The organism is Xanthobacter sp. SG618, assembly GCF_012932745.1.
Taxonomy (GTDB): domain Bacteria; phylum Pseudomonadota; class Alphaproteobacteria; order Rhizobiales; family Xanthobacteraceae; genus Xanthobacter; species Xanthobacter flavus.
The window spans coordinates 227660-249682 of sequence record NZ_JABBHL010000005.1; the positions used below are offsets into that span (position 1 = coordinate 227660).

Annotated in this window: 18 protein-coding genes; 8 read left to right on the forward strand and 10 right to left on the reverse strand. The window is 67.1% G+C overall.

What is annotated here, in order from left to right; all coding sequences use genetic code 11:
* The 10 genes from FHT36_RS15580 to FHT36_RS15625 all read right to left on the reverse strand — a co-directional run bounded on the left by FHT36_RS15580 (position 1) and on the right by FHT36_RS15625 (position 11335).
* A complete protein-coding gene (locus tag FHT36_RS15580) occupies positions 1-741 on the reverse strand; it encodes an ABC transporter ATP-binding protein (RefSeq protein ID WP_169123406.1) in 741 nt (246 codons plus the stop codon).
* Entirely contained in the window at positions 710-1471 is a 762-nt protein-coding gene (locus FHT36_RS15585) for an ABC transporter permease (protein WP_169123407.1), read from the reverse strand. Before FHT36_RS15585 ends, FHT36_RS15580 begins: the two co-directional genes overlap by 32 nt.
* A complete protein-coding gene (locus FHT36_RS15590; protein ID WP_169123408.1) occupies positions 1468-2487 on the reverse strand; it encodes an ABC transporter substrate-binding protein in 1020 nt (339 codons plus the stop codon). Before FHT36_RS15590 ends, FHT36_RS15585 begins: the two co-directional genes overlap by 4 nt.
* 156 nt (positions 2488-2643) lie before the next feature.
* Positions 2644-3888 carry a phenylacetate--CoA ligase family protein gene (locus FHT36_RS15595; RefSeq protein WP_169123409.1) on the reverse strand — a complete coding sequence of 415 codons (1245 nt, stop codon included), beginning with the start codon at positions 3886-3888 and terminating at the stop codon, positions 2644-2646.
* Between the two features lie 181 nt (positions 3889-4069).
* Entirely contained in the window at positions 4070-4906 is an 837-nt protein-coding gene (locus FHT36_RS15600; protein ID WP_169123410.1) for an ABC transporter ATP-binding protein, read from the reverse strand.
* A 175-nt stretch (positions 4907-5081) separates the two neighbouring features.
* Positions 5082-6362, reverse strand: coding sequence for an ABC transporter substrate-binding protein (locus FHT36_RS15605; protein ID WP_169123411.1), 1281 nt, complete (start codon positions 6360-6362; stop codon positions 5082-5084).
* A 77-nt stretch (positions 6363-6439) separates the two neighbouring features.
* The gene (locus tag FHT36_RS15610; RefSeq protein WP_169123412.1) at positions 6440-7510 is read right to left on the reverse strand and encodes a branched-chain amino acid ABC transporter permease; all 1071 of its coding nucleotides are present in this window, start codon (positions 7508-7510) and stop codon (positions 6440-6442) included.
* 4 nt (positions 7511-7514) lie between these two features.
* The gene (locus tag FHT36_RS15615) at positions 7515-8408 is read right to left on the reverse strand and encodes a branched-chain amino acid ABC transporter permease (protein WP_024276586.1); all 894 of its coding nucleotides are present in this window, start codon (positions 8406-8408) and stop codon (positions 7515-7517) included.
* Positions 8409-8514: 106 nt separating this feature from the next.
* Positions 8515-10464 carry a long-chain fatty acid--CoA ligase gene (locus tag FHT36_RS15620; protein ID WP_169123413.1) on the reverse strand — a complete coding sequence of 650 codons (1950 nt, stop codon included), beginning with the start codon at positions 10462-10464 and terminating at the stop codon, positions 8515-8517.
* Positions 10465-10486: 22 nt separating this feature from the next.
* On the reverse strand, positions 10487-11335 hold the full coding sequence (locus FHT36_RS15625) for an ABC transporter ATP-binding protein (RefSeq protein ID WP_210257791.1): 849 nt from the start codon (positions 11333-11335) through the stop codon (positions 10487-10489).
* Positions 11336-11552: 217 nt separating this feature from the next.
* On the opposite strand from FHT36_RS15625, the gene FHT36_RS15630 reads away from it, so the two are divergent.
* The 8 genes from FHT36_RS15630 to FHT36_RS15665 all read left to right on the forward strand — a co-directional run bounded on the left by FHT36_RS15630 (position 11553) and on the right by FHT36_RS15665 (position 22015).
* Positions 11553-13136: an AMP-binding protein gene (locus FHT36_RS15630; RefSeq protein ID WP_210257792.1), complete on the forward strand. Its 1584-nt coding sequence runs from the start codon at positions 11553-11555 to the stop codon at positions 13134-13136.
* Positions 13137-13444: 308 nt separating this feature from the next.
* A complete protein-coding gene (locus FHT36_RS15635; protein ID WP_169123415.1) occupies positions 13445-14131 on the forward strand; it encodes a TetR/AcrR family transcriptional regulator in 687 nt (228 codons plus the stop codon).
* Positions 14132-14443: 312 nt separating this feature from the next.
* Positions 14444-16051, forward strand: coding sequence for a carboxyl transferase domain-containing protein (locus tag FHT36_RS15640; protein WP_169123416.1), 1608 nt, complete (start codon positions 14444-14446; stop codon positions 16049-16051).
* A 25-nt stretch (positions 16052-16076) separates the two neighbouring features.
* Complete coding sequence (locus FHT36_RS15645; protein WP_169123417.1) at positions 16077-16868, forward strand: enoyl-CoA hydratase/isomerase family protein; 792 nt, start codon at positions 16077-16079, stop codon at positions 16866-16868.
* Positions 16865-18865, forward strand: a complete 2001-nt coding sequence (locus tag FHT36_RS15650) for an acetyl/propionyl/methylcrotonyl-CoA carboxylase subunit alpha (RefSeq protein ID WP_169123418.1) — start codon at positions 16865-16867, stop codon at positions 18863-18865. The genes FHT36_RS15645 and FHT36_RS15650 overlap by 4 nt, the downstream gene beginning before the upstream one ends.
* Positions 18865-19770 carry a hydroxymethylglutaryl-CoA lyase gene (locus FHT36_RS15655; protein WP_169123419.1) on the forward strand — a complete coding sequence of 302 codons (906 nt, stop codon included), beginning with the start codon at positions 18865-18867 and terminating at the stop codon, positions 19768-19770. The genes FHT36_RS15650 and FHT36_RS15655 overlap by 1 nt, the downstream gene beginning before the upstream one ends.
* A gap of 145 nt (positions 19771-19915) precedes the next feature.
* Positions 19916-20620, forward strand: coding sequence for an alginate O-acetyltransferase AlgF (locus FHT36_RS15660; protein WP_169123420.1), 705 nt, complete (start codon positions 19916-19918; stop codon positions 20618-20620).
* A gap of 9 nt (positions 20621-20629) precedes the next feature.
* On the forward strand, positions 20630-22015 hold the full coding sequence (locus FHT36_RS15665) for an MBOAT family protein (protein ID WP_169123421.1): 1386 nt from the start codon (positions 20630-20632) through the stop codon (positions 22013-22015).
* The last annotated feature ends 8 nt before the right edge of the window (positions 22016-22023 follow it).

Below are 22023 nucleotides of genomic sequence, written 5' to 3' on the forward strand. Positions count from 1 at the left end.
TCACCCCTCCCGCAGTAGAGGAAAACGCGCAGCCAGTGCCGCGCGCTCGGCCTCGATCCACGGACCATCGCGCATGGCCCGCGGCAAGGCGAGACACAGCTCCTCGACGACATGGGTGGGCCGAGGCGCCAGCAGCACCACGCGGTCCGCCAGTTCCAGCGCCTCGCGCACATTGTGCGTCACCATGAGCACGCTGGTCCCGCCGTCTGCCGTCAGCGCCACGTAGCGGCGCAGGTCTGCGGCGGCCTGGGCATCAAGGGAGACGAAAGGCTCGTCGAGCACCAGCAGGTCCGGCTCCAGCGCCATGGCGCGCGCCAGCGATACCCGCCGAGCAAGACCGAGGGACAGCTCGCCGGGATAGCGCGCCGCATGGGCCGAGAGGCCGAAGCGCGCGATCAGCGGCGCAAGGTCCATGGCCCGACGCGCCTTCGGCAGCACGAGGCGGATGTTCTCCTCCACCGTGCGCCACGGCAGAAGACGCGGCTCCTGGAAGGCGACTCCGATGGAGAGGTTCGCGGGATCGGGCGTCACCTCGCCCTCGAAAGCGCGGTCGAGCCCGGCGAGGATGCGCAGCGTCGTCGTCTTGCCACAGCCGGAGGGACCGATGAGGCAGACGAATTCGCCGCGCGCGATGGCCAGCGTTATCCCGCGCACGGCCTCCATCTCGGCACCGTCGGGCCGCCGGTATGTCTTGGCGCGGATGACCGCATCAATGAGTGGCGAGGCGCCAGCGTCGGACATGGGCTTCATAGGGCTGCAGAACGCCGTATTCGATGGCCAGCATGACCGACATGAAGGCCAGCGAATAGCCAAGCACGGCGGTCACGTCGAACAGTTGGAAATAGACCGAGATGGCGTAGCCGACGCCGTTGGGGCGCCCGAGCAACTCCACCACGAGCACGATCTTCCACACCAGCGCGAGACCCGAGCGCGCCGCCCCCGCGATGTGCGGCTGCAACTGCGGGATCAGCACGTGGCGCAGCCGGTCCATGGGCGATAGGCGAAAGGCGCTCGCCATCTCGTCGAGTTCCGGGGAGAGCGCGCGGGTGCCCTCGCGCATCAGCACCGCGACGGTGGGAATCTTGTTGAGCGCCACGGCGAGCACCGCCGCCGCCTCGGTGAGGCCGAGCCAGATGTAGCAGAGCACGGTGATGACGAGGGCGGGCGTGTTGAGCAGCACGATCACCCAGGTGTCGAAGGCGGTGTCCAGCCTGCGCGAGCGGCCGAGCGCGACGCCGATGGCGCAGCCGAGCGCCATGGCCACCACGAAAGAGACGACGACCCGCGCAAGCGTGATGGCGATGTTGGAGACAAGATCGCCCCCGCTCGCCTCACGCGCGATGAAGGCGAACACCGCATGCGGCGCCGGAAGAGACCGGCTGTGCGCCAGGGTCGCCGTGATCTCCCACGCCAGCAGCAGCAGGACGAGCGAGGCCGCCCGCGCCGCGGTGCCCGAGGACAAGAGCTTCATCGCGCCGCCGGCGCCTTGAAATAGAGGTCCGCCGGCAGGCGCGTGGCGCTGCCCACCAGCTTCGCGCCGCCGAGCTTCACCAGAACGGCATAGAGCTGCTCTGCCAGCGTCTGCTCCTCGGCGAGCGACAGCCGGGGAATGCCGGCGAGGAAGCCGCGCCGCAGGGCCTCGAAGGTGGCTTCGTCGCCCGCCTGCATCTGCGCCCGCGCCGCCACCCAGCCGGGCCCGGAGCGGGCGGGATCGGCCAGCGCCATCTTGGTGGCGCGGGAGGCGGCGGCAAAGGCGGCGACCGTACCGGGGTTCGCGCGGGCGAAGGCGCCGTCGAACACGTAGCCCACCAGCGTCGGCTCATGGGCGAGGCCGAAGCCCTTCACCATCTCCTCCACGGTGAGCATCTGCCGGAAGCCTTTGGGTTCGAGCCGCGCGGCGAAAGTCCAGTAGATCAGCGCGGCATCAAGATTGCCGGCCTCAAGTTCGGCGGCAAGCAGAGGCGGGGCGGCGAACACCGGCTGCGCGGCGGTCTGGAGATCGAGCCCCGCCTTTTCCTGCGCGGTCGCCTTGAGCATGAGCCAGCTCTTGTCCAGCGGGCCGCCGGCGACGCCCAGCCTCTTGCCCGCGAGGTCCGCGACGGAGCGAATGGGGGAGCCCTTGGGCACCATCACCGCCCCTTCCGAGGAGGAGAAGGGGATGTAGACGAGATCGCGCCCGTCGGCCTTCACCCGTGCCGCCCAGAGCAGGTCGCTGACGATGGCGTCCGCCGCCCCCGCCATGAAGGCGACCCGGCCGGCGTCATTGTTGGCATAGCGGGTGACATCGAGCGTCACGGCGTTGGCGGCATCGAGCCCCAGCGCGCCCATGGCCGCGATTTCCCAGGCGGCCGAGCCGAATTGCAGGATGCCAAGGCGAATGGGCGGCGTTGCTGCGCGCGCAGGAGAGAGCGGCCCGCCGGCAAGCGCCACGGCAGCGCCGGACAGCGCGGCGCCCGAGAGCGCCAGCAGGCAGCGGCGCGTGAGCATGGCCTTCCTCCCGAAATCCTCCAGCCGGCGCCGCGCCTGCGACCCGCCCGATGCGCCGCCACTGTGGCGGCGCCGGGAAGAAGTGTCCATAACGATCTGAAACAAAAGGCTTTTCTGAGAGGAATTTAAGAAGTCGAGCGGGAAAGAGTTCCCGCCTCACACGGGGCGTCGATCCTCGATGGTCTTGGCGTCGGCGGGCAGCGTGCCCGGCGAAAGCACCACGAGCCGGCCGCGTAGCTTGGTGGCGGAGCGGATGTCTTCCAGCAGGGCATCCTGCGAGAGCGCGGCGGCGTCGGCCACCTCGATCTCCAGCGCCATGTCGTCCTGGTCGCCGGCGCGATCCACCACGAGGCGGGCCTTCGCCACGGCGGGATGCTTCTTCACCGCCGCCTGTACCTGTACGGGGTGCACGAACATGCCGCGGATCTTCGTGGTCTGATCGGCACGGCCCATCCAGCCCCGAAGGCGGATGTTGGTGCGCCCGCAGGGGCTCGTGCCCGGCATCACGGCGGAGAGGTCGCCGGTCGCGAAGCGCACGAGGGGATAGTCCGGCTCGAACAGGGTGACGACCACCTCGCCCACCTCGCCCTCGGCCTCCACGGGATCGCCGGTGCCGGGGCGCAGGATTTCCACGAGGCAGCCCTCATCCACGATCATGCCGTCCTCGGCCTCGCTCTCATAGGCGACGAGGCCGAGATCGGCCGTGCCGTAGCATTGGCGGGCGGTGATGCCGGCGGCCTTCAGTTCGGCCCGGTGGGCCGGCAGGAACGCCTCGCCCGACACCAAGGCCTTGGTAAGGGAGGAGATGTCGGTGCCGGTCTCCCGCGCCTTGTCCACGAGGATCTTCAGGAAGGAGGGCGTGCCACCGTAGCCCTGCGGGCGAATGTCGGCGATGGCGCGCAATTGCAGGTCGGTCTGGCCGACGCCGGCCGGCACCACGGCGCAGCCCATCGCATGGGCGCCGCTCTCGATCATCGAGCCGGCGGGGGTCAGGTGATAGGAGAAGGAATTGTGCACGATGTCGCCGGCGCGGAAGCCGGCCGCGAACAGGCCGCGGGCGAAGCGCCAGAAATCGGGGCCGTGGCCCTCCACGTCATAGATAGGGCCGGGCGACATGAAGATGCGCGCGAGCCTGCCGGGCGGCGTCGCGTTGAGCCCGCCGAAGGGGTAGCTCCTCGGCTGGATCTCCAGAAGGTCCGACTTGCGGGTGACGGGCAGCTGCGCCAGCGCCGCCCGCGTGGTGATGGCGGCCGGGTCCACATCCTTGAACAGCGCGGCGAAATAGGGCGCCTTGGCCTTGGCGTGGGCGACCTGCGCGGACAGCGCCTGCATCAGCGCCTGCTCGCGCGCTTCAGGGTCGCGGGTCTCGCTGGCGTCGTAGTGGCGGTTCGGATCGGTCATGGTGTCTTCCTGTCCCGCGCCCTGTCCCTTTTGGTGCCGTCATGGCCGGGCTTGTCCCGGCCATCCACGTCGGACCGCCGGAGAAATGGTTCGTAGTGTTCCCAGCCGCTCCACGTGGATGGCCGGGACAAGCCCGGCCATGACGCAGTGCTATTCAGATCGCGGCGCCCCCCCGCAGGCCTCAGAGCCACCTCTTGCGGCGCTTGAAGCTCTTCAGGTTCTTGAAGCTCTTGCGCTCCTCACCGCCGCCCTGGCCGAGGTAGAATTCCTTCACGTCCTCGTTGGTCGCCAGCATCTCGGCGCTGCCATCGAGCACGATCTTGCCCTGCTCCATGATGTAGCCGTAGTCCGCCACGGAGAGCGCCACGCGCGCGTTCTGCTCCACCAGCAGGATGGTGACGCCGAGATCCTGGTTCAGCTTCTTGATGATGGAGAACACCTCCTTCACCAGAAGCGGCGACAGGCCCATGGAAGGCTCATCCATGAGGATGAGCTTGGGACGGGACATGATGGCGCGGCCGATGGCCAGCATCTGCTGCTCGCCGCCGGAGAGATAGCCGGCGAGGCCGGTGCGCTCCTTGAGGCGGGGGAAGTATTCGTAGACGCGCTCGATGTCGCTCTTCACCTCGTTGTCGCGCCGCGTATAGGCGCCGAGGCGGAGGTTCTCGAGGCAGGTCATGTCGGCGATGATGCGGCGCCCCTCCATCACCTGGAAGATGCCACGGCGGACGATCCTGTCCGGCTCGATGCCGTTGATGCGCTCGCCCATGAAGGTGACGTCGCCGCGTGTGATCTCGCCGTCCTCCGTGCGGAGCAGGCCGGAGATCGCCTTCAGCGTGGTGGACTTGCCGGCGCCGTTGGAGCCAAGCAGGGCGACGATCTGGCCCTTCGGCACCTTCAGGGACAGGCCGCGCAGGACGAGGATGACGTCGTTATAGACCACCTCGATATTGTCCACCGACAGGAGCGGGGGCGCGGTCTCGGCGGCGGGTTCGAACTTCAGTGCGGCCTCGGCCATGGCGGTCTCCGATTCCTTGCCAGACCGTCATCCCCCGGCTTGACCGGGGGATCCACCTCTGAGGCAGGGCCGTCCCTGAAGGACGTTGACCGCTGCGGCGGATGGGTGGATGCCCCGGACGCGCCGGGGCATGACGTCGATCAAACGGGAGGCAGGCGCGCCTGCCTCCGTGACCTCACCAGCCCTGCAGTTCCGTCTTGCGTGGCAGGTCGATGGTGGCAACCTTTTCCAGCTTGATGGCGCCGCTCTTCACCAGATCGGCGACCGAGGCGTCGGTGGGGCCGGTCACGACGGAGCGGTAGAGGTCCACGCGGGTGGTGGGGCGATGGTCGGTGGCGCTCCAGGTGGAGGGATTGCACACGCCGTCCATGCCCTTCGGCACCCAGTCCTTCTTCTGGTACATGCCGTCGCGGATCTTCACGCCGGTCACGCCGCCGTTCTTGTCCGCCCACTCCATGGCTTCCTTCATGTAGAGGGCCGTGCAGATGGCGGAGAGATAGTGCACCGGGCGATAGGCATTGCCCGACGGATCGGAGATCTTGGAAATCTCCTTGGCGGTGGCAAGGCCGGGCGCCGAGCCGTTCCAGGTCACGGCGGTGCGCACCGGGAAGACGACGCCGTTGGCGGCTTCGCCCGCGGCCTTCATGGCATTCTCGTCCATGCCCCACACGTTGCCGAGGAACTGCACGTCCACGCCCGCCGTCTTACACGCCTTCAGCACCGAGATGTTGGAGCCGGCAGTGTTGCCGAGATAGGCGTAATTGGCGCCGGACTGCTTCAGCGTCAGGCACTGGGGCGTGTAGTCACCCGGCGTGAGGGCGAAGGTGATGGGATCGAGCACCTCGAAGCCCAGCGACTTGGCATATTCCGCCGCCGCTTCCTTGGGCGAGTTCGGATAGGGGTGGTTGGCGCCCATGTGCACCCACTTCGGCTTGCCGGGCTTGCCCTTCTTCTTCCAGTCGTCGGCGGCCCACTGCACCATGGCGCGGGCGGCGTCCGAATAGGACGGTCCATAGAAGAAATTGAACGGCGCGGCGCGCTCGCTCTTGGCGTTCACCTTGCCCACGGGATCGGTGAGGGAGGCGGAGTAGGAGCCGGAGTAATAGGGTATCTCTTCCTTCGTCACCATGCCCACGAGGGCTTCGGTGTCGGCGGTGCCCCAGCCCTGGATAGCGACCACCTTGTCGGTGCCCACCCACTTCTTGAAGGCGGCCAGCGCGCGCGGCACCTGGTAGCCGTATTCGTTGAAGTCGGAATTGATCTTCTTGCCGTTCACGCCGCCATTGGCGTTGATCCAGGCGATGGTGTCCTGGATGCCCTGTCCGTAGGGCTGTCCCACGTCCGAGGTGCCGCCGGAATAATCGGCGAGGTGGCCGATGTTGATCGACTGCGCGAGCGCGGGCGTCGCTGCGGCGAGCGCCAGCGCAGAGACGAGGGAAAGGGTCAGTCGCTTCATCTGTGGCTCCTTGGGTTTCCTCTTGCGCCGGGCGGTCTGCGCCGCCTCGGCTCGGGTTTCGTCGGGACCTGAACGCGTCAATAGGAGAAGGGATAGAGCTTCCAGTAGGCCTTGATAAGGCGCCAGCGGTGGGCGAGGCCGTCCGGCTCGAAGATGAGGAAGAGGATGATGGTGAGGCCGATCAGCATCTCGCGCATGTAGGTGATGCCGTCCTTGAGGTGCAGCACCTGGTCGATGACGCTGCCGGAGAGCGCGGACGCGAGCCAGCCGGTCGCCTCCGGCAGCAGCACCATGAACACCGTGCCCATCAGCGAGCCCATGATGGAGCCGAGCCCGCCGATGATGATCATGCCGAGGAACTGGATGGAGAAGAGGATGTCGAGCCCCTCCACCGACATGAAGCCCACATAGTGCGCGTAGAGCGCCCCGCCGATGCCGGCGTAGAAGGACGAGATGCCGAACGCCATGGTGCGATACTTGGTGAGGTTCACGCCCATCATCTCGGCAGAGAGATAATGGTCGCGCACCGCTATCAGCGCCCGCCCGTCGCGGCTGCGCATCAGGTTGGTGGCGCCGATATAGCCGACGACCACGAAGAACAGCACCACGTAGAAATAGCGCGCATCGCCCGAGAGATCGTAGCCGAACAGGGTGAAGGGCGCGGCAATGGCGCCATGGGTGCCGCCGGTGAACCATTCGGCGCGCACGAAGAAGTCCTGCAGGATGAACTGGGCGGCGAGCGTGGCGATGGCGAGGTAGAGCCCCTTCACCCGCGCTGCCGGCAGGCCGAAGATGAGGCCCACCACCGTGGTCCACAGCCCGGCCAGCACGATGGCGAGCGGCACCGGCACGCCCTTGTCGGCGAGGAAGGCTGAGGCGAAGCCGCCGAAGCCGAAGAACACCGCGTGGCCGATGGAGATCTGGCCGGAAAATCCGACGAGGATGTTCAGCCCCAGCGCGGCGATGCCGAGATAGCCGATCTGGATCATCAGGCTCAGCACGTAGCGCGAGGCGAACAGCGGCGTGCAGCACAGGGCCGCGATGGCGAGGATGACGAAGACCAGCGTCAGCCGCGTCTGGAAGATGGTCTGGTCGGCCTTGTAGCTGGTGCGATAATCGCCGCACGGCCGCAGGGAGGTGAGCGCCATGACCTCAGACCCTCTCGATGTCGCGGGTGCCGAACAGCCCGTAGGGCTTGATCATCAGGATGATGATCAGGGCGTAGAAGGGGATGATCTCGTAGAGGTTGCCCCACTTCAGATACTGGCTGTCCACGTATTGCCCGAGGTTTTCCAGCAGGCCGACGATGAGGCCGCCCACCACCGCGCCGAACACGCTGTCGAGGCCGCCGAGGATCACGGCCGGGAACACCTTGATGCCGAAGTAGGAAAGCGCCGACGACACGCCGTTGACGATGCCCACCACCACACCGGCGACCGCCGACACCGCCGCCGAGATGCCCCAGGAGAGCGCGAACACCTGGCGCACCGAGATGCCGAGGGACTGCGCCACCTGCTGGGAGAAGGCGGTGGCGCGCATGGCGAGGCCGAGCCGCGAATATTTAAAGAACCAGGCGAAGCCCGCCATGATCGCGAGGCTGACGCCGGTGGACATGAGATAGGCCGTCTGCACCTGCAGCCCCAGGATATTCACCTGCGCCACCGGGAAGATGGGCGGGAACGGCTGCGCGAAGGTGCCGAACATCCACTTCATCAGCGCCTGGAAGAAAATGGAGAGGCCGATCGTCACCATGATGACCGAGATGATCGGCTCGCCGATGAGCGGGCGCAGCACGATCATCTGCACGGCGATGCCGAACACCATCATGAAGCAGACGGCGATGAGGAAGCCCCAGAAGAAGGGGATGTTCCATGCGGTGAGCAGCCACCAGCAAGTCCAGGCGCCGATGAGCAGGAACTCGCCCTGGGCGAAGTTCACCACCTGCGAGGCCTTGTAGATGAGCACGAAGCACATGCCGACCACGCCATAGAGCGTGCCGATGATGAGCCCGTTGATGATGAGCTGGAGAAGGAGCTGGGATTGCATCAGACGGGCTCCGAAAGAGGCGCAACGTCGCTCCCCTCTCCCCGGGCGGGAAAGGGGCTGGTGATGAGGCGTAAATGGGCAGGCCGGCTGTTGCGGATGTCATCCATTACGCAGCCCTCCTCTTGCCGTCGTCCTTCACCGGCGGCGGGGCGCCGAGGTCGATGACGTCGAGCTTGGTCTTGATGCGCTGGCGGGTGCCGTCCTGGAAGGTGATGGTGGTGTCCACGTCGATCACCTTCTGGCCCTCGTACATGGCGTCGATGATGGTGCCGTAGCGCTCGTTGATGACGCCGCGGCGTACCTTGCGGGTGCGGGTCAGCTCGCCGTCGTCCGCGTCCAGCTCCTTGTAGAGGAGGAGGAAGCGGCCGATGCGCTGCTTCTCGGCGAGCGTGCGGTTCACCCCCTCCACTTCCTTCTTCAGAAGCGCGATGACTTCGGGCCGCGCCGAGAGGTCCGTATAGGTGGTGAAGGAGATGCGGTTCTTCTCCGCCCATTTGGAGACGATGGAGAAGCGGATGCAGATGAGCGCCGCCAGGCTGTCGCGCCCGTCGCCCAGCACCACCGCCTCGGCCACGTAGGGCGAGAACTTCAGCTTGTTCTCGATATATTGCGGCGAGAAGCGATCATTGTGCGAGGTCTTCGCCATGTCGCGGATGCGGTCGATGACGACGAGATGGCCCTTGCCGTTGAAGAAGCCGGCATCGCCCGTGCGCATCCAGCCTTCCTCGGCGAAGGACTTCCTCGTCTCGTCCTCGTTGCGGAAATAGCCGGTGAACATGTTGGCGTGGCGGGTGACCACCTCGCCGAGGCCGTTGGGATCGGGATCATCGATGCGGATCTCGACGCCCTCGAACGGTACGCCCACCGTGTCGAAGTCGACGTCCTTCTCCTTGTGCAGCGTGTAGGCGCCTAGGAGTTCGGTCTGGCCATAGAGCTGGCGCATGGGCACGCCCAGCGCGAGGAAGAAGCGGAAGGTGTCCGGCCCCAGCGCCGCGCCGCCGGTGGCAGCGGACTTGAGGTTGGAGAAGCCGAGGCGGTCCCGCAGCGCGCGGAACAGGATGAAGTCGGCAAGCGGCGAGCGCCGGCCCTCGTCCAGCGCCTTCAGGCCGAGCTTCATGCCCAAGTCGAACATGCCGCGCTTGAGGGCCGACGAATCCATCATGCGCGAGCGCACATCGGCGGCGATCTGCTCCCACACGCGGGGGGCGAACAGCACGAAGGAGGGGCCGATCTCCCGCATGTCGGCCATCAGCGTCTCCTGCTCCTCCACGAAGTTCACCTTCATGCGGGAGATGAGCGCCTGACCGAAGGCGTAGATCTGCTCCATGATCCACGGCATCTGCAGAACACTGACATATTCGTCGGTGGGCAGGCGCGGATCCATGTCCAGATAGGCCCGGCAATGCCTCAGCAGCGCACCGCCGGTGAGCATGGCGAGCTTGGGGTGCGAGGTGGTGCCCGAGGTGGTGCAGAGGATGGCGACGTCGTCGCCCTTGCCGGCATCCACGAGGCGGTCATAGGCGCCGGCATCGCGGGCAGCCACCTCCGCGCCCCTTTTCTCCAGCTCCTTCAGCGAGATGAGGCGCGGATCGTCGTATTTGCGGATGCCGCGCGGGTCGGAATAGACGATATGCCGGACGGTTGGGATCTTCTCGTCAAGCGAGAGAAGCTTGTCGACCTGCTCCTCATCCTCGGCGAAGACCACCGCGACGTCCGCATAAGTGACGAGATAGGCCACCTCGTCGCCCAGCGCATCGCGATAGATGCCGAGGCTCATGCCGCCGATCGCATGGGCGGCGATCTCGCCCATCAGCCATTCCGGCCGGTTGTCGCCGATGAGGCCGATCACGTCACCGCGGGAGACACCCAGCGTGGTGAGCCCGAGGGTCATGTCGCGCACGCGGGTGGCGACATCGCCCCAGGTATAGGAGATCCAGATGCCGAGATCCTTCTCGCGCAGCCACGTCTCGCCGGCATGGGCTTTCGCGTTCAGCCGCAGCAGCTTCGGCAGGGTGTCGTGGACCGTGACGTCCGGATAGGCGGGAATGGGAGCCATGGCGCGCCTCAGCTTTGTCGCATCACGCGGACACGGCGGCGGGCGCCGCCTCTTCGATCTCAAGATCCTCCTCGCCGAGGTAGGCCTTGCGAACATGCGGATCGGCCAACACGGCGGCGGGCTCCCCCTCCACCAGCTTGCGACCGAAATCGAGCACCATCACCCGATGGGAGATGTCCATCACCACGCCCATGTCATGCTCGATCATGATGATCGTCATGCCCCATTCCTCGTTGAGATCGACGATGTAGCGAGCCATGTCCTCCTTCTCCTCGAGATTCATGCCCGCCATGGGCTCGTCGAGGAGAATGAGCTTGGGCTCCAGCGCCACCGCGCGGGCGAGTTCCACGCGCTTGCGAAGCCCGTAGGAGAGGGTGCCGGCGGTGGCCTTGCGCACATGCTGGATATCAAGGAAGTCGATCACTTCCTCCACCTTGCGGCGATGCTCCAGCTCTTCCTTCTGCGCGCCGCCGATCCAGTAGAGCGCACCCGTGAAGAAGTTGTTTTTCAAGAGGTGATGGCGGCCGACCATGATGTTGTCGAGCACGCTCATGTGACTGAACAGCGCGAGGTTCTGGAAGGTGCGGCCGATGCCGATCTCCGCGCGCCGGTTGGGCTTCAGCTTGGTCACGTCCCGACCGTCGAACACCACGCGCCCGTCGCTCGGCGTGTAGCGGCCGGAGATGCAGTTCAGCATGGATGTCTTGCCGGCGCCGTTGGGGCCGATGATGGAGAACAGCTCGCCGGGCCGCACATGGAAGCTCACGTCGGACAGGGCCTTGAGGCCCCCGAAGCGAAGCGAGATGTTCTGCACATCAAGCAGGGCAGACACGCCCGTTGCAGCCCCGGCCGAAGCGGCAGGTAGCGACATGGTCCCCTCCCTATCCCGCATCGCGGGTTTGGCTTCTATGAGCCGCTATCTCATATTATGAGACGCTGATTGACTTCATTATCGAACGACCGATTGAATCTTTCAAGCACCACTTTCTGTGAGGAGAAAAATATTGCCGCCCGTCCGATTTCGTCTCACATAATAAGACATGACAGCGTCTTCCGATCCGGATCCGGGGCCAAAGGGCGCCCAAAGCTTGTCCCGGGCCATCTCGGTCCTGCGGGCGGTCGCGGATGCGCCGCCCCATGGCGCGCGCCTTGCTGATCTGATGGGGGGCACAGGCCTGTCCAAGGCCACGGCCCATCGCCTCGCCGCGGCACTCGTACATGAGGGCCTGCTGGCCTACGACGCGGCGAGCCGCTTCTACACCTTCGGCGCATTCCTGAAGGAGATCGGGCAGCGGGCCGACCCGCCCCAGGGCCCCGGCGCGCTGCCGGCGGATGCGCCGCCCAATCCGAGCCTGTACCAGAGGCCCGAATACTGCGGAAACGCCATATCCCTCGCCCACCTGCTCTGCGACCGCCATCTGCCGGGCAAGCGCGCGCACCCGGCCATGATCCACGAGTCGGTATCGGGCCAGACCTCGGAACTGAGCTTTGGCAGGCTTTCGGACTATTCATCGCGCTTTGCCCGAGTCCTCACATCTGTCGGGATCCGGAAGGGCGACCGCGTCGCCGTCATGCTGCCCAAGGGCGTCGAGCTGATCATTGCAGCCCTCGCAATCTGGCGGGTCGGCGCGGTCTACATGCCGCTCTTTTCCACTTATTCCGCATCGGCGGTGAACGCCCGGCTCGAGGCCGGCGGCGCGAAGGCGATCGTCGCCGATCGCGTGCTGGTCGAGCGTGCCCGAAAGTACATCACATCATCAACTCCGGTCTTTCTCGTGGAAGGAGACCACATCAACCGCATAGAAGGTCGCGTCACCCAGTTCTGGTCGTCGATCTACGAGGCCGAACCGCTGACGGAGGCCACGACCTACGGCGAGAACGACCCGTTCATCATGACCTATTCGGCCAAGGTGGTGGAACCGAGATACGGCCTGCTCACCCCCGTCCGCGCCCTGGCCGAAATCGAGCAATACATGCGCCACGGGCTCGACGTCCGCGACGAGGATGTGTTCTGGAACATGACCGACCAAGGCTGGGAATACGGCGTCTTCTACGGTCTCGTCGGCCCGCTCCTGATCGGCAAATCCATCCTGTTCTGCGATGGGCCGTACGATGTCTCGCAAGGCTATCGCGTCCTGTCGAAGTTCCGCGTCACCAACCTCACCGCCGCGCCGTCACAGATCAAGGCCTGGCGACGGGGCGACCCCGCCGCGGCCTCGCACCGCCTCGCACTGCGGATCGTCACCGTTGGCGGCGAGCCCCTGCCCCAGGACATCATCTCCTGGGTCACGCAGAAGCTCGGCGTGCCGCTGGTGAACCAGTACGGCCATCGCGAAGCGGGCATGATCGTCGGCATGAAGCATGACCCGCATGATCCGCGCTCCCTCAATCGTGTGTCCGTCGGCCGGGTGGCACCCGGCTTCTCCCTCGTCGTCCTCGACGAGGCGGGCACTGAGCTGGGCGTGGGCGCGGAGGGAATACTGGCGATCCACGTTCCACGCTCGCCGCTCTTCTGGTTTCGCGCCTACAGCCAGGACGAAACGGCGACGGAAGCCAGATTTCGGTTCGGCCGCGACTATTACATCACCGGAGATACCGGCCACGTGGATGCGGACGGCTGCGTCCACTACGCTGGAGAAGCGTCCCACGCCATTTCGATGCACAAGGATTGAGAGGTCACGCCTGCAGGGTGGCCATGTCGTCATCTCCCTATCCGGCGCCCCGCGCTGTGCGGCGGACCGGGCGCCTTGTCCGATTTCTCGGCCCGATCGTTTTGCCGGGTTCGTTAAACAATCAAGCGTTCTTTTTTATTGTGGTCAAGCGGCATTTGGTGTCGCAAGATGATCTTGCATCGCGGGGGCGGGGCTCGCACTCTGCCACGCGGATCGCAGCCGGATCGCGCGTTCGCGCAGTCCGCTCGCGCAATGAAGGCACCCGGGCCGGACCTTTGAAGGGCCGGGACATCGAACGTTAAAAGGCAATGGCGCGCACCATCGGTTCCAACGGCGCACGCACCGCCGAAGCCATCCGGCAGGCGGGCGTGAAGCTCATCTACAAGCACGGCTACGAGGCCATGAGCCTGCGTCAGCTGGCGGCCGAGGTGGGCCTGCAGTCCGGCTCGCTCTACAAATATTTCGACAACAAGCAGACCCTGCTGTTCGACATCGTGCGCGACCACATGGAGGATCTGCTGGGCAAGGCCGAGGCGGACCTCGCCGGCATCGAAGACCCGCTGGCGCGCCTCAGGGTCTTCTGCGCCTTCCACCTGCGTTACCACATGACGCGGCTCGCCCACGTCTTCATCGCCAACATGGAAATCCGCAGCCTCGACGAGGCGCATCGCGCGGTCGTGGTCGGCCTGCGCCGGCGCTATGAGGGGCTGCTGGAGGGCATCCTGCGCCAGGGTGCGGCGCAAGGCGTGTTCGAGGTGCGCGAGCCCAAGGTCGCCACCTACGCCATCATCTCCATGCTCACCGGCATCTGCATGTGGTACCTGCCGGGCGGCCGGTTGAGCCAGGACGAGATCGTGGACACCTACACGGCGCTCGTCATCGGCGGCGTCACCGGAGGAGCCCCTCTTCAGCCCCTCGGGGTCCCCGCGGAGCTGCCGGAGCGCGAGAAGCCCGCGCGCAGGCCTGCCTCGGTTGCCAAGGCCGCGCGGACGTGATGGGACGGCGCGCCGTCCATCCAAAATGACCGCGCGAAAGCCCTTGCGCCTCCAATAAAAAAACGTACGATCGTTTCCAAGCCGGCATCGACCGGCGCCGAGGGAGACGCCCGAGCCGCCTTGCGCCCAGCTGCGCGGGCATCGGCGCGCTTTGCCTCCGGCTGCCCCGCTGCCGGTTCGCGAGAGCCGGGCTTCTCGAGGATCGTCGGTCCTTGTGGAGACCGTTTCTCTTGAGGCGAGAGGAGCGTGCGCATCCGGCCGATCATCGGGCCGGTCGGCCGCGCGCCCGGGCATTTGGGGGCGAGAGCGCTCATGGCGATCATCGAGGATGCGGTCGACCGCCGCTCCGACGCATTCCGCCGCAACCGGGAGGCGCTGGAAGCCTCCGTCGCGGAGCTTCGGTCCGTCGTGGAGAAGGTGGCGGAGGGCGGCGGCACCGTCGCCCGCGAGCGGCACCTGAAGCGCGGCAAGCTCCTGCCGCGGGATCGCATCCGCACGCTGCTCGACACCGGCTCGCCCTTCCTGGAGTTCAGCCAGCTCGCCGGCTACGGCATGTATGACGACGAAGTGCCCGCCGCCGGCATCATCACCGGCATCGGCCGCGTCTCGGGCCGCGAATGCGTCATCGTCGCCAACGATGCCACGGTGAAGGGCGGCACCTATTTTCCCATGACGGTGAAGAAGCACCTGCGCGCCCAGCGCGTCGCGCAGGAAAACCACCTGCCGTGCATCTACCTCGTGGATTCGGGCGGCGCGAACCTGCCGAATCAGGATGAGGTTTTCCCCGACCGCGAGCATTTCGGCCGCATCTTCTTCAACCAGGCCAACATGTCGGCGCAGGGCATCCCGCAGATCGCGGTGGTGATGGGCTCCTGCACCGCCGGCGGCGCCTATGTGCCGGCCATGGCCGACCAGTCCATCATGGTGAAGAATCAGGCGACCATCTTCCTCGGCGGCCCGCCGCTGGTGAAGGCGGCCACCGGCGAGGTCGTCACCGCCGAGGAGCTGGGCGGGGCGGACGTCCACACCCGCACCTCCGGCGTCGCCGACCACATGGCGGAGAACGACGCCCATGCGCTCGGCATCGCCCGCTCCATCGTGGCCGACCTCAACACCACCAAGGCCCACTCCCTCGACATCCGCGAGCCGCGCGCGCCGCTCTACGATGCGAAGGAGATCTACGGCATCGTCTCGGCCGACCCGAAGCAGCCCTTCGATGTCCGCCAGATCATCGCCCGCATCGTCGATGCCTCCGAGTTCGACGAGTTCAAGCCGCTCTATGGGCCGACGCTGGTGACGGGCTTCGCCCGCATCTTCGGCTATCCGGTGGGCATCATCGCCAACAACGGCATCCTCTTCTCCGAGAGCGCGCTGAAAGGCGCGCACTTCGTGGAATTGTGCTGCCAGCGCAATATTCCCTTGGTCTTCCTGCAGAACATCACCGGCTTCATGGTGGGGCGGAAGTATGAGGCGGGCGGCATCGCCAAGGACGGGGCGAAGTTCGTCACCGCCGTCTCCTGCGCATCCGTGCCCAAGTTCACGGTGGTGATCGGCAATTCCTTCGGCGCCGGAAACTACGGCATGTGCGGCCGCGCCTTCGATCCGCGCTTCCTGTGGATGTGGCCCAATGCCCGCATCTCGGTGATGGGCGGCGAGCAGGCGGCCAATGTGCTGGCGCAGGTGAAGCGCGACGGCATCGAGGGCCGTGGCGGCAACTGGCCGGCAGAGGAGGAGGAGGCCTTCAAGGCCCCCATCCGCCACCAGTACGAGGTGCAGGGCCATCCCTATTATTCCTCGGCCCGGCTGTGGGACGACGGTGTGATCGACCCCGCCGACACCCGCATGGTGCTGGCCCTCGCTTTGTCCGCCGCCCTCAACGCCCCCGAGCAGGAGACACGCTTCGGCGTGTTCCGCATGTGATGGACGGGCACGAAAGGCGGAACACATGAGCGCCTCCAGCACCGGCCTCACCACAACCATTGAAGATGGCATCGCCATCCTCACCCTCGACCGGCCGGAGGTGCGCAATGCCTTCGATGATGCGCTGATCGCGGCGCTGACCGAGGCGTACGAGGCGGCCATCGCGGACCCCTCGGCCGTCGCCATCCTGCTGCGCGCCAACGGGCCGGTCTTCTGCTCCGGCGGCGACCTCAACTGGATGCGCCGCATGGCCTCCTATTCGCGGGAGGAGAACCTCTCCGATGCCATGGGCCTCGCGAAGCTCATGCGCACCATCGATCTTTCGCCCAAGCCCACCCTCGTGCGCATCCACGGTTCCGCCTTCGCCGGGGCGACCGGGCTCATCGCGTGCAGCGACATCGCAGTGGCGGTGCCGGAGGCGGAATTCGCCGTCACCGAGGTGCGCATCGGCCTCATCCCGGCGGTCATCAGCCCCTATCTGGTGCGCGCCATGGGCGCGCGTCAGGCGCGGCGCTATTTCCTCACCGCCGAGCGGTTTTCCGCCGCAACGGCGCTGGAGCTGGGCCTTGTCCATGAGGTGGTGCCCGCCGGGGAACTGGACGCGGCCATCGCCCGCCATCTGAAAGCGCTGAAGGCGGCGAGCCCCGCCGCGCTCGGCGCCACCAAGGCCCTCGTCGCCGCCGTGGACCGTCCCCTCGACGACGCCGTCATCGCCGACACCGCCCGCCGCATCGCCGACCAGCGCGCCAGCGCCGACGGCCGCGAGGGCGTCACCGCCTTCCTCGAAAAAAGAAAACCCAATTGGGGGGCCGCATGATCCGTCCCATCCGCACCCTGCTCGTCGCCAATCGCGGCGAGATCGCCGTGCGCGTGATGCGCACCGCCAAGGCCCTCGGCCTGCGTACCGTCGCGGTCTATTCGCAGGCCGATGCCGACGCGCTGCACGTGGCGGTGGCGGACGAGGCCTATCCCATCGGCCCGGCGCCGGCGCGCGAAAGCTATCTCAAGATCGACGCCATTCTCGAAGCCGCAAAGAAGAGCGGGGCGGATGCCATCCATCCCGGCTACGGCTTCCTCTCGGAGAACGCCGCCTTCGCCGATGCCTGCGAACAGGCCGGCATCGTCTTCGTCGGCCCGCCGGCCTCGGCCATCCGCGCCATGGGCTCCAAGAGCGCCGCCAAGGCGCTGATGGAGAAGGCGGGCGTGCCGCTTGTGCCCGGCTATCACGGCGAGGATCAGGATGCCGCGCTGCTCGCCCGCGAGGCGGAGCGCATCGGCTTCCCGGTGCTCATCAAGGCCTCGGCCGGCGGTGGCGGCAAGGGCATGAAGGTGGTGCGCGCGGCGGAAGATTTCCCCGAGGCCCTCGCCTCCGCCCAGCGCGAGGCGAAGAGCGCCTTCGGCGACGACAAGGTGCTGGTGGAGAAATATCTCACCACCCCGCGCCACATCGAAGTGCAGGTCTTCGCCGACAGCCACGGCAATTGCGTCTATCTCCACGAGCGCGACTGTTCCATCCAGCGCCGCCACCAGAAGGTGGTGGAGGAGGCCCCCGCCCCCGGCATGACGCCGGAGCGCCGCGCCGCCATGGGCAAGGCGGCGGTGGATGCGGCCAAGGCGGTGGGCTATCGCGGCGCCGGCACAGTGGAGTTCATCGCCGAGGGCGATCATTTCTATTTCATGGAGATGAACACCCGCCTGCAGGTGGAGCATCCGGTGACGGAGGCGATCACCGGGCATGATCTCGTGGCGTGGCAGATCCGCGTCGCGCAGGGCGAGACGCTGCCGCTGACGCAGGAAGATATCCCCCTTCAGGGCCACGCCATCGAGGTGCGCCTCTATGCGGAGGATCCCGCGCGGGACTTCCTGCCCCAGGTGGGCCGGCTGGATCATCTCGTGCTGCCGTCCCACCTCGATCACACGCGGGTGGATACCGGCGTGCGGGCCGGGGATACGGTCTCCATCCATTACGATCCGATGATCGCCAAAATCATCGTCTCCGGCGCCGACCGTCTGGAGGCGGTGCGGCGGCTGGAGGCGGCGCTCGCCGCGACGGAGGTGGTGGGGCTCGCCACCAACCGGGTGTTCCTGAAGGCCATCGCGGCTCATCCGGCGTTTGCGGCGGCCGAGCTCGACACCAATTTCATCGCCCGCCATCAGGACGTGCTGCTGCCCCCGCCGGCGCCGGTGGATGACACGGTGCTGGCACTCGCCGCCCTCTTCGTCCTGAAGGAGGAGGCGCGCCAGTCCGCCGAGACGGTGGATGCGGCCGATCCCTGGTCGCCCTGGGGCCTCGCGCCCGGCTGGCGGCTCAACCGTGACGCCCATGTGGACCTCACCTTCGCCGACCGCGATGAGCGCATCGCCATCCGCGCCCATTTCCGCCCCCACGGCTTCATCCTGGCCCTGCCCGGCGGCGACGTGGCGGTGGAGGGCGAGGCGGAGGCGGACGGCAGCCTGCGCGCCCGCCTCGACGGGGTGGCCCTGTCGGCGCGGGTGATCCGCACCGGCAATCGCCTCACCGTGTTCGTGCGCGGCGGGGAACATGCGGTGGACTTCATCGACCCACGCCTCGCCTCGCAGGCGGCCACCGGCACCGCCGGCCGGCTCGTCGCGCCCATGCCCGGCACCATCATCCGCATCGCGGTGGAGGAAGGGCAGGAGGTGACGAAGGGCGCCGCCCTCGTGGTTGTGGAGGCGATGAAGATGGAGCACACCGTCGCCGCGCCCCGCGACGGAAAGGTCAAGGCGCTGAAATTCGCCGTGGGCGACCTCGTGGACGAGGGCGCCGAGCTTCTGGTTCTGGAGGACGCCTGATGGCCCGCCCCGCTTCCGTTCGTATCGTCGAGGTCGGTCCTCGCGACGGGCTGCAGAACGAACCCGGCATCGTGCCCCTCGACGCCAAGGTGGCGCTCATCGATGCCCTCGCCGATGCCGGGCTGAAGATGATCGAGGCCGGCTCCTTCGTCTCGCCCAAGTGGGTGCCGCAGATGGCCGACACGGCCGAGGTGCTGGGCGCCATCAACCGCCGGGCAGGCGTGCGCTACACCGTGCTGGCGCCCAACCTGAAGGGGCTGGAGCTGGCGCTCGCCTGCGGCATCGAGGAGGTGGCGGTGTTCACCGCAGCCTCGGAGGCCTTCACAAGTAAGAACATCAACTGCACCATCGCCGAGAGCCTGGAGCGCTTCACCCCGCTCATCGATCTCGCCCGCGCGCGCGGCGTGGCGGTGCGCGGCTATGTGAGCTGCGCACTCGGCTGTCCCTATCAAGGCGAGGTGCCGGTGGCGAAGGTGGTAGAGGTGTCGGAAGCCCTCACTGCCATGGGCTGCTACGAGGTCTCGGTGAGCGACACCATCGGCGTCGGCACGCCCGACAAGGCGCAGGCGGTGACCGGCGCCGTGGCCGAGCGCATCGGCCTTGAGCGCACCGCGATCCATTTCCACGACACCTACGGGCAGGCGCTGGCCAATGTGCTGGCCTGCCTCGATATCGGCGTGGCGTCGGTGGATTCGGCCGTGGCGGGGCTCGGCGGCTGTCCCTATGCCAAGGGCGCGTCCGGCAATCTCGCCACCGAGGATCTCGTCTACATGCTCAATGGCCTCGGCATCGAGACCGGCGTCGACCTCGATCGCCTCGCGGCTGCCGGGCGGGCCATCACCGCGGCGCTCGGCCGCACGCCGGCCTCCAAGGTGGCGCAGGCGCTGGCCGCCAAATGTGCGTGAGCCGTGGCCGATGGCGCATGGTGACCTTATCCCGTAACCTTAACGGCGGTTGAAGGGGTCGCTCCGTTGCCTTGACGGGATGCAACCCCTAACTGTCGCAGGTGAAACCGGCGCAGGGTCTGCCGGTCAGTCCGGGATCGCGCTCATGCCCGCGTCCAATGCCGCTTTGACCGTTTCGGGCCGTACCGTGCGGCGGTTCGCTCTGGCAGCCGCCACGCTCGCCGTTTTCGCGGGCACGGCCGATGCTCAGGAGCTGACGCGCCTCTATGCGCCGAAGCCGCCCACCGGCTCGGCCTATGTGCGCGTGGTGGATCTTGCCGCCAGCGGCGCGCCCATCGGCATCGGCAGCGCGGCGGCGGCGCCTGTCCCGGCTGGCGACACCGCCACCATCTACCGCATCGTGAAGGGGGGCGCCCCCCTCGCCGTCAGCCTCGCGGGGAAGACCGCCGAGGGCAGCATCGTGCCGCCCGCCGATGCCTTCTCCACCGTCATCGTCCCGGCCGCCGGGCCGGCGGTGGTGATCGCCGACCCCACCGAGGGCCGCAACGATCTCAAGGCACAGCTGCGCGTCTACAATCTGGTCCCCGGCTGCGCGGCGAGCGTGGTGGTGGCGGATGGTGGCCCCGTCGTGTTCGAGGGCGTCGCCACCAACGACACCCGCCAGCGCGCCATCAACCCCATCGAGGCGGTTCTGGCGGCGAGCTGCGGCGCGGCCGTGTCGCAGCCGCTGAAGCTGCCGCCGCTGAAGGCCGGCGATCATTACAGCCTGTTCCTGCTGCCCGGCGCCAACGGACCGAAGCTGGCCGGCCAGCGCGACGAGACCGAGCCCTATCGCGGTCCGGGCAACTGATCCGGCCCCATGGTTTTCGCTTCCGACAGCTTCCTCTTCCTGTTCCTGCCGGTCTTCCTCATCGTCTATGCGCTGACGCCCGGCATGGCGCGCAACCTCGCCATCCTGGCCTTTTCCTGGCTGTTCTATGCGTGGTGGCGGGCGGACTTCCTGCCGCTCATCGTCTCCATCGCCATCTGGTCGTGGGCGACGGGCCTGTGGATCTCCCGCGCGGAAGGGCGGGCACGGGGCTGGGCTCTCTTCATCGGCATCGTCTGGCCGCTCGCATCCCTCGTCTGGTTCAAATACGCCAACATGCTCGTGCATTCGACCGAGGTGCTCACCGCCTCGGTCTGGGGCTGGCCGGACGTGCTCCTGCCCATCGGGCTTTCGTTCTTCGTGTTCGGCGCCATCTCCTATTCCACGGATGTGTTCCGCGGGACGGTGAAGGCCGAGCCCTCGTTCGTGAACTATGCCACCTACCAGTCCATGTTCGGCCATCTCGTGGCCGGCCCTGTGGTGCGCTACGAATGGGTGGCGCAGCGCCTGAAGGAGCGCACCTTCCACCGGGCCGAATTCATGTTCGGCGTCGAGCGCTTCATGCTCGGCTTCGCCCAGAAGGTGCTGATCGCCGATACGCTGGCCCCCCTGGTGGATGCCGGCTACGCCATCGCCCATCCCACCACGGCGGATGTGCTGCTCGCCGTAACCGGCTACACGCTCCAGCTCTATTTCGACTTCTCCGGCTACAGCGCCATGGCCATCGGCCTCGGCCTCATGGTGGGCCTCAAATTCCCGGAGAATTTCGACAACCCGTATCTGTCCACCTCGCTCTCGGAGTTCTGGCGGCGCTGGCACATTTCGCTGTCGAGCTGGCTGCGGGACTATCTCTACATTTCGCTGGGCGGCAACCGCGGCTCCACCACCCGTGTCTCCACCAACCTCCTCATCACCATGGGGCTCGGCGGCCTGTGGCACGGGGCGAGCTGGACGTTTCTGATCTGGGGCCTGTGGCACGGCTTCGGGCTGATGGTGGGGCGGGTGTGGAAGAATCTCCGCCTGCCGGGGACCGGAGCGTTCGCCGGCCATATCCTCACGCTGGCCTTCGTCATGGTCGGGTGGGCGCTGTTCCGGGCGCAGAGCTGGGCCGAGGCGGGGGTGATCTTCTCCGGCCTCGCCGGCACCAACGGCGTCGCGTTGAGCCCGGCCATGGGTGCGGCCATCCGGCCGGTGGAGATCGCCACCATCGTGCTCGGCATCGGTCTCGTCTATCTGCCGAAGGTCATGCGCATCGACCCGTCCGCGCCCAATCCCGGCCATTGGCTGAGGGCATGGGCGGCGCTGCCCCTGTTCCTGTTCGCCGTGCTGGTGCTGCAGGGGCGCATGGTGGTGCCCTTCCTCTATTTCCAGTTCTGAGGGGGGCC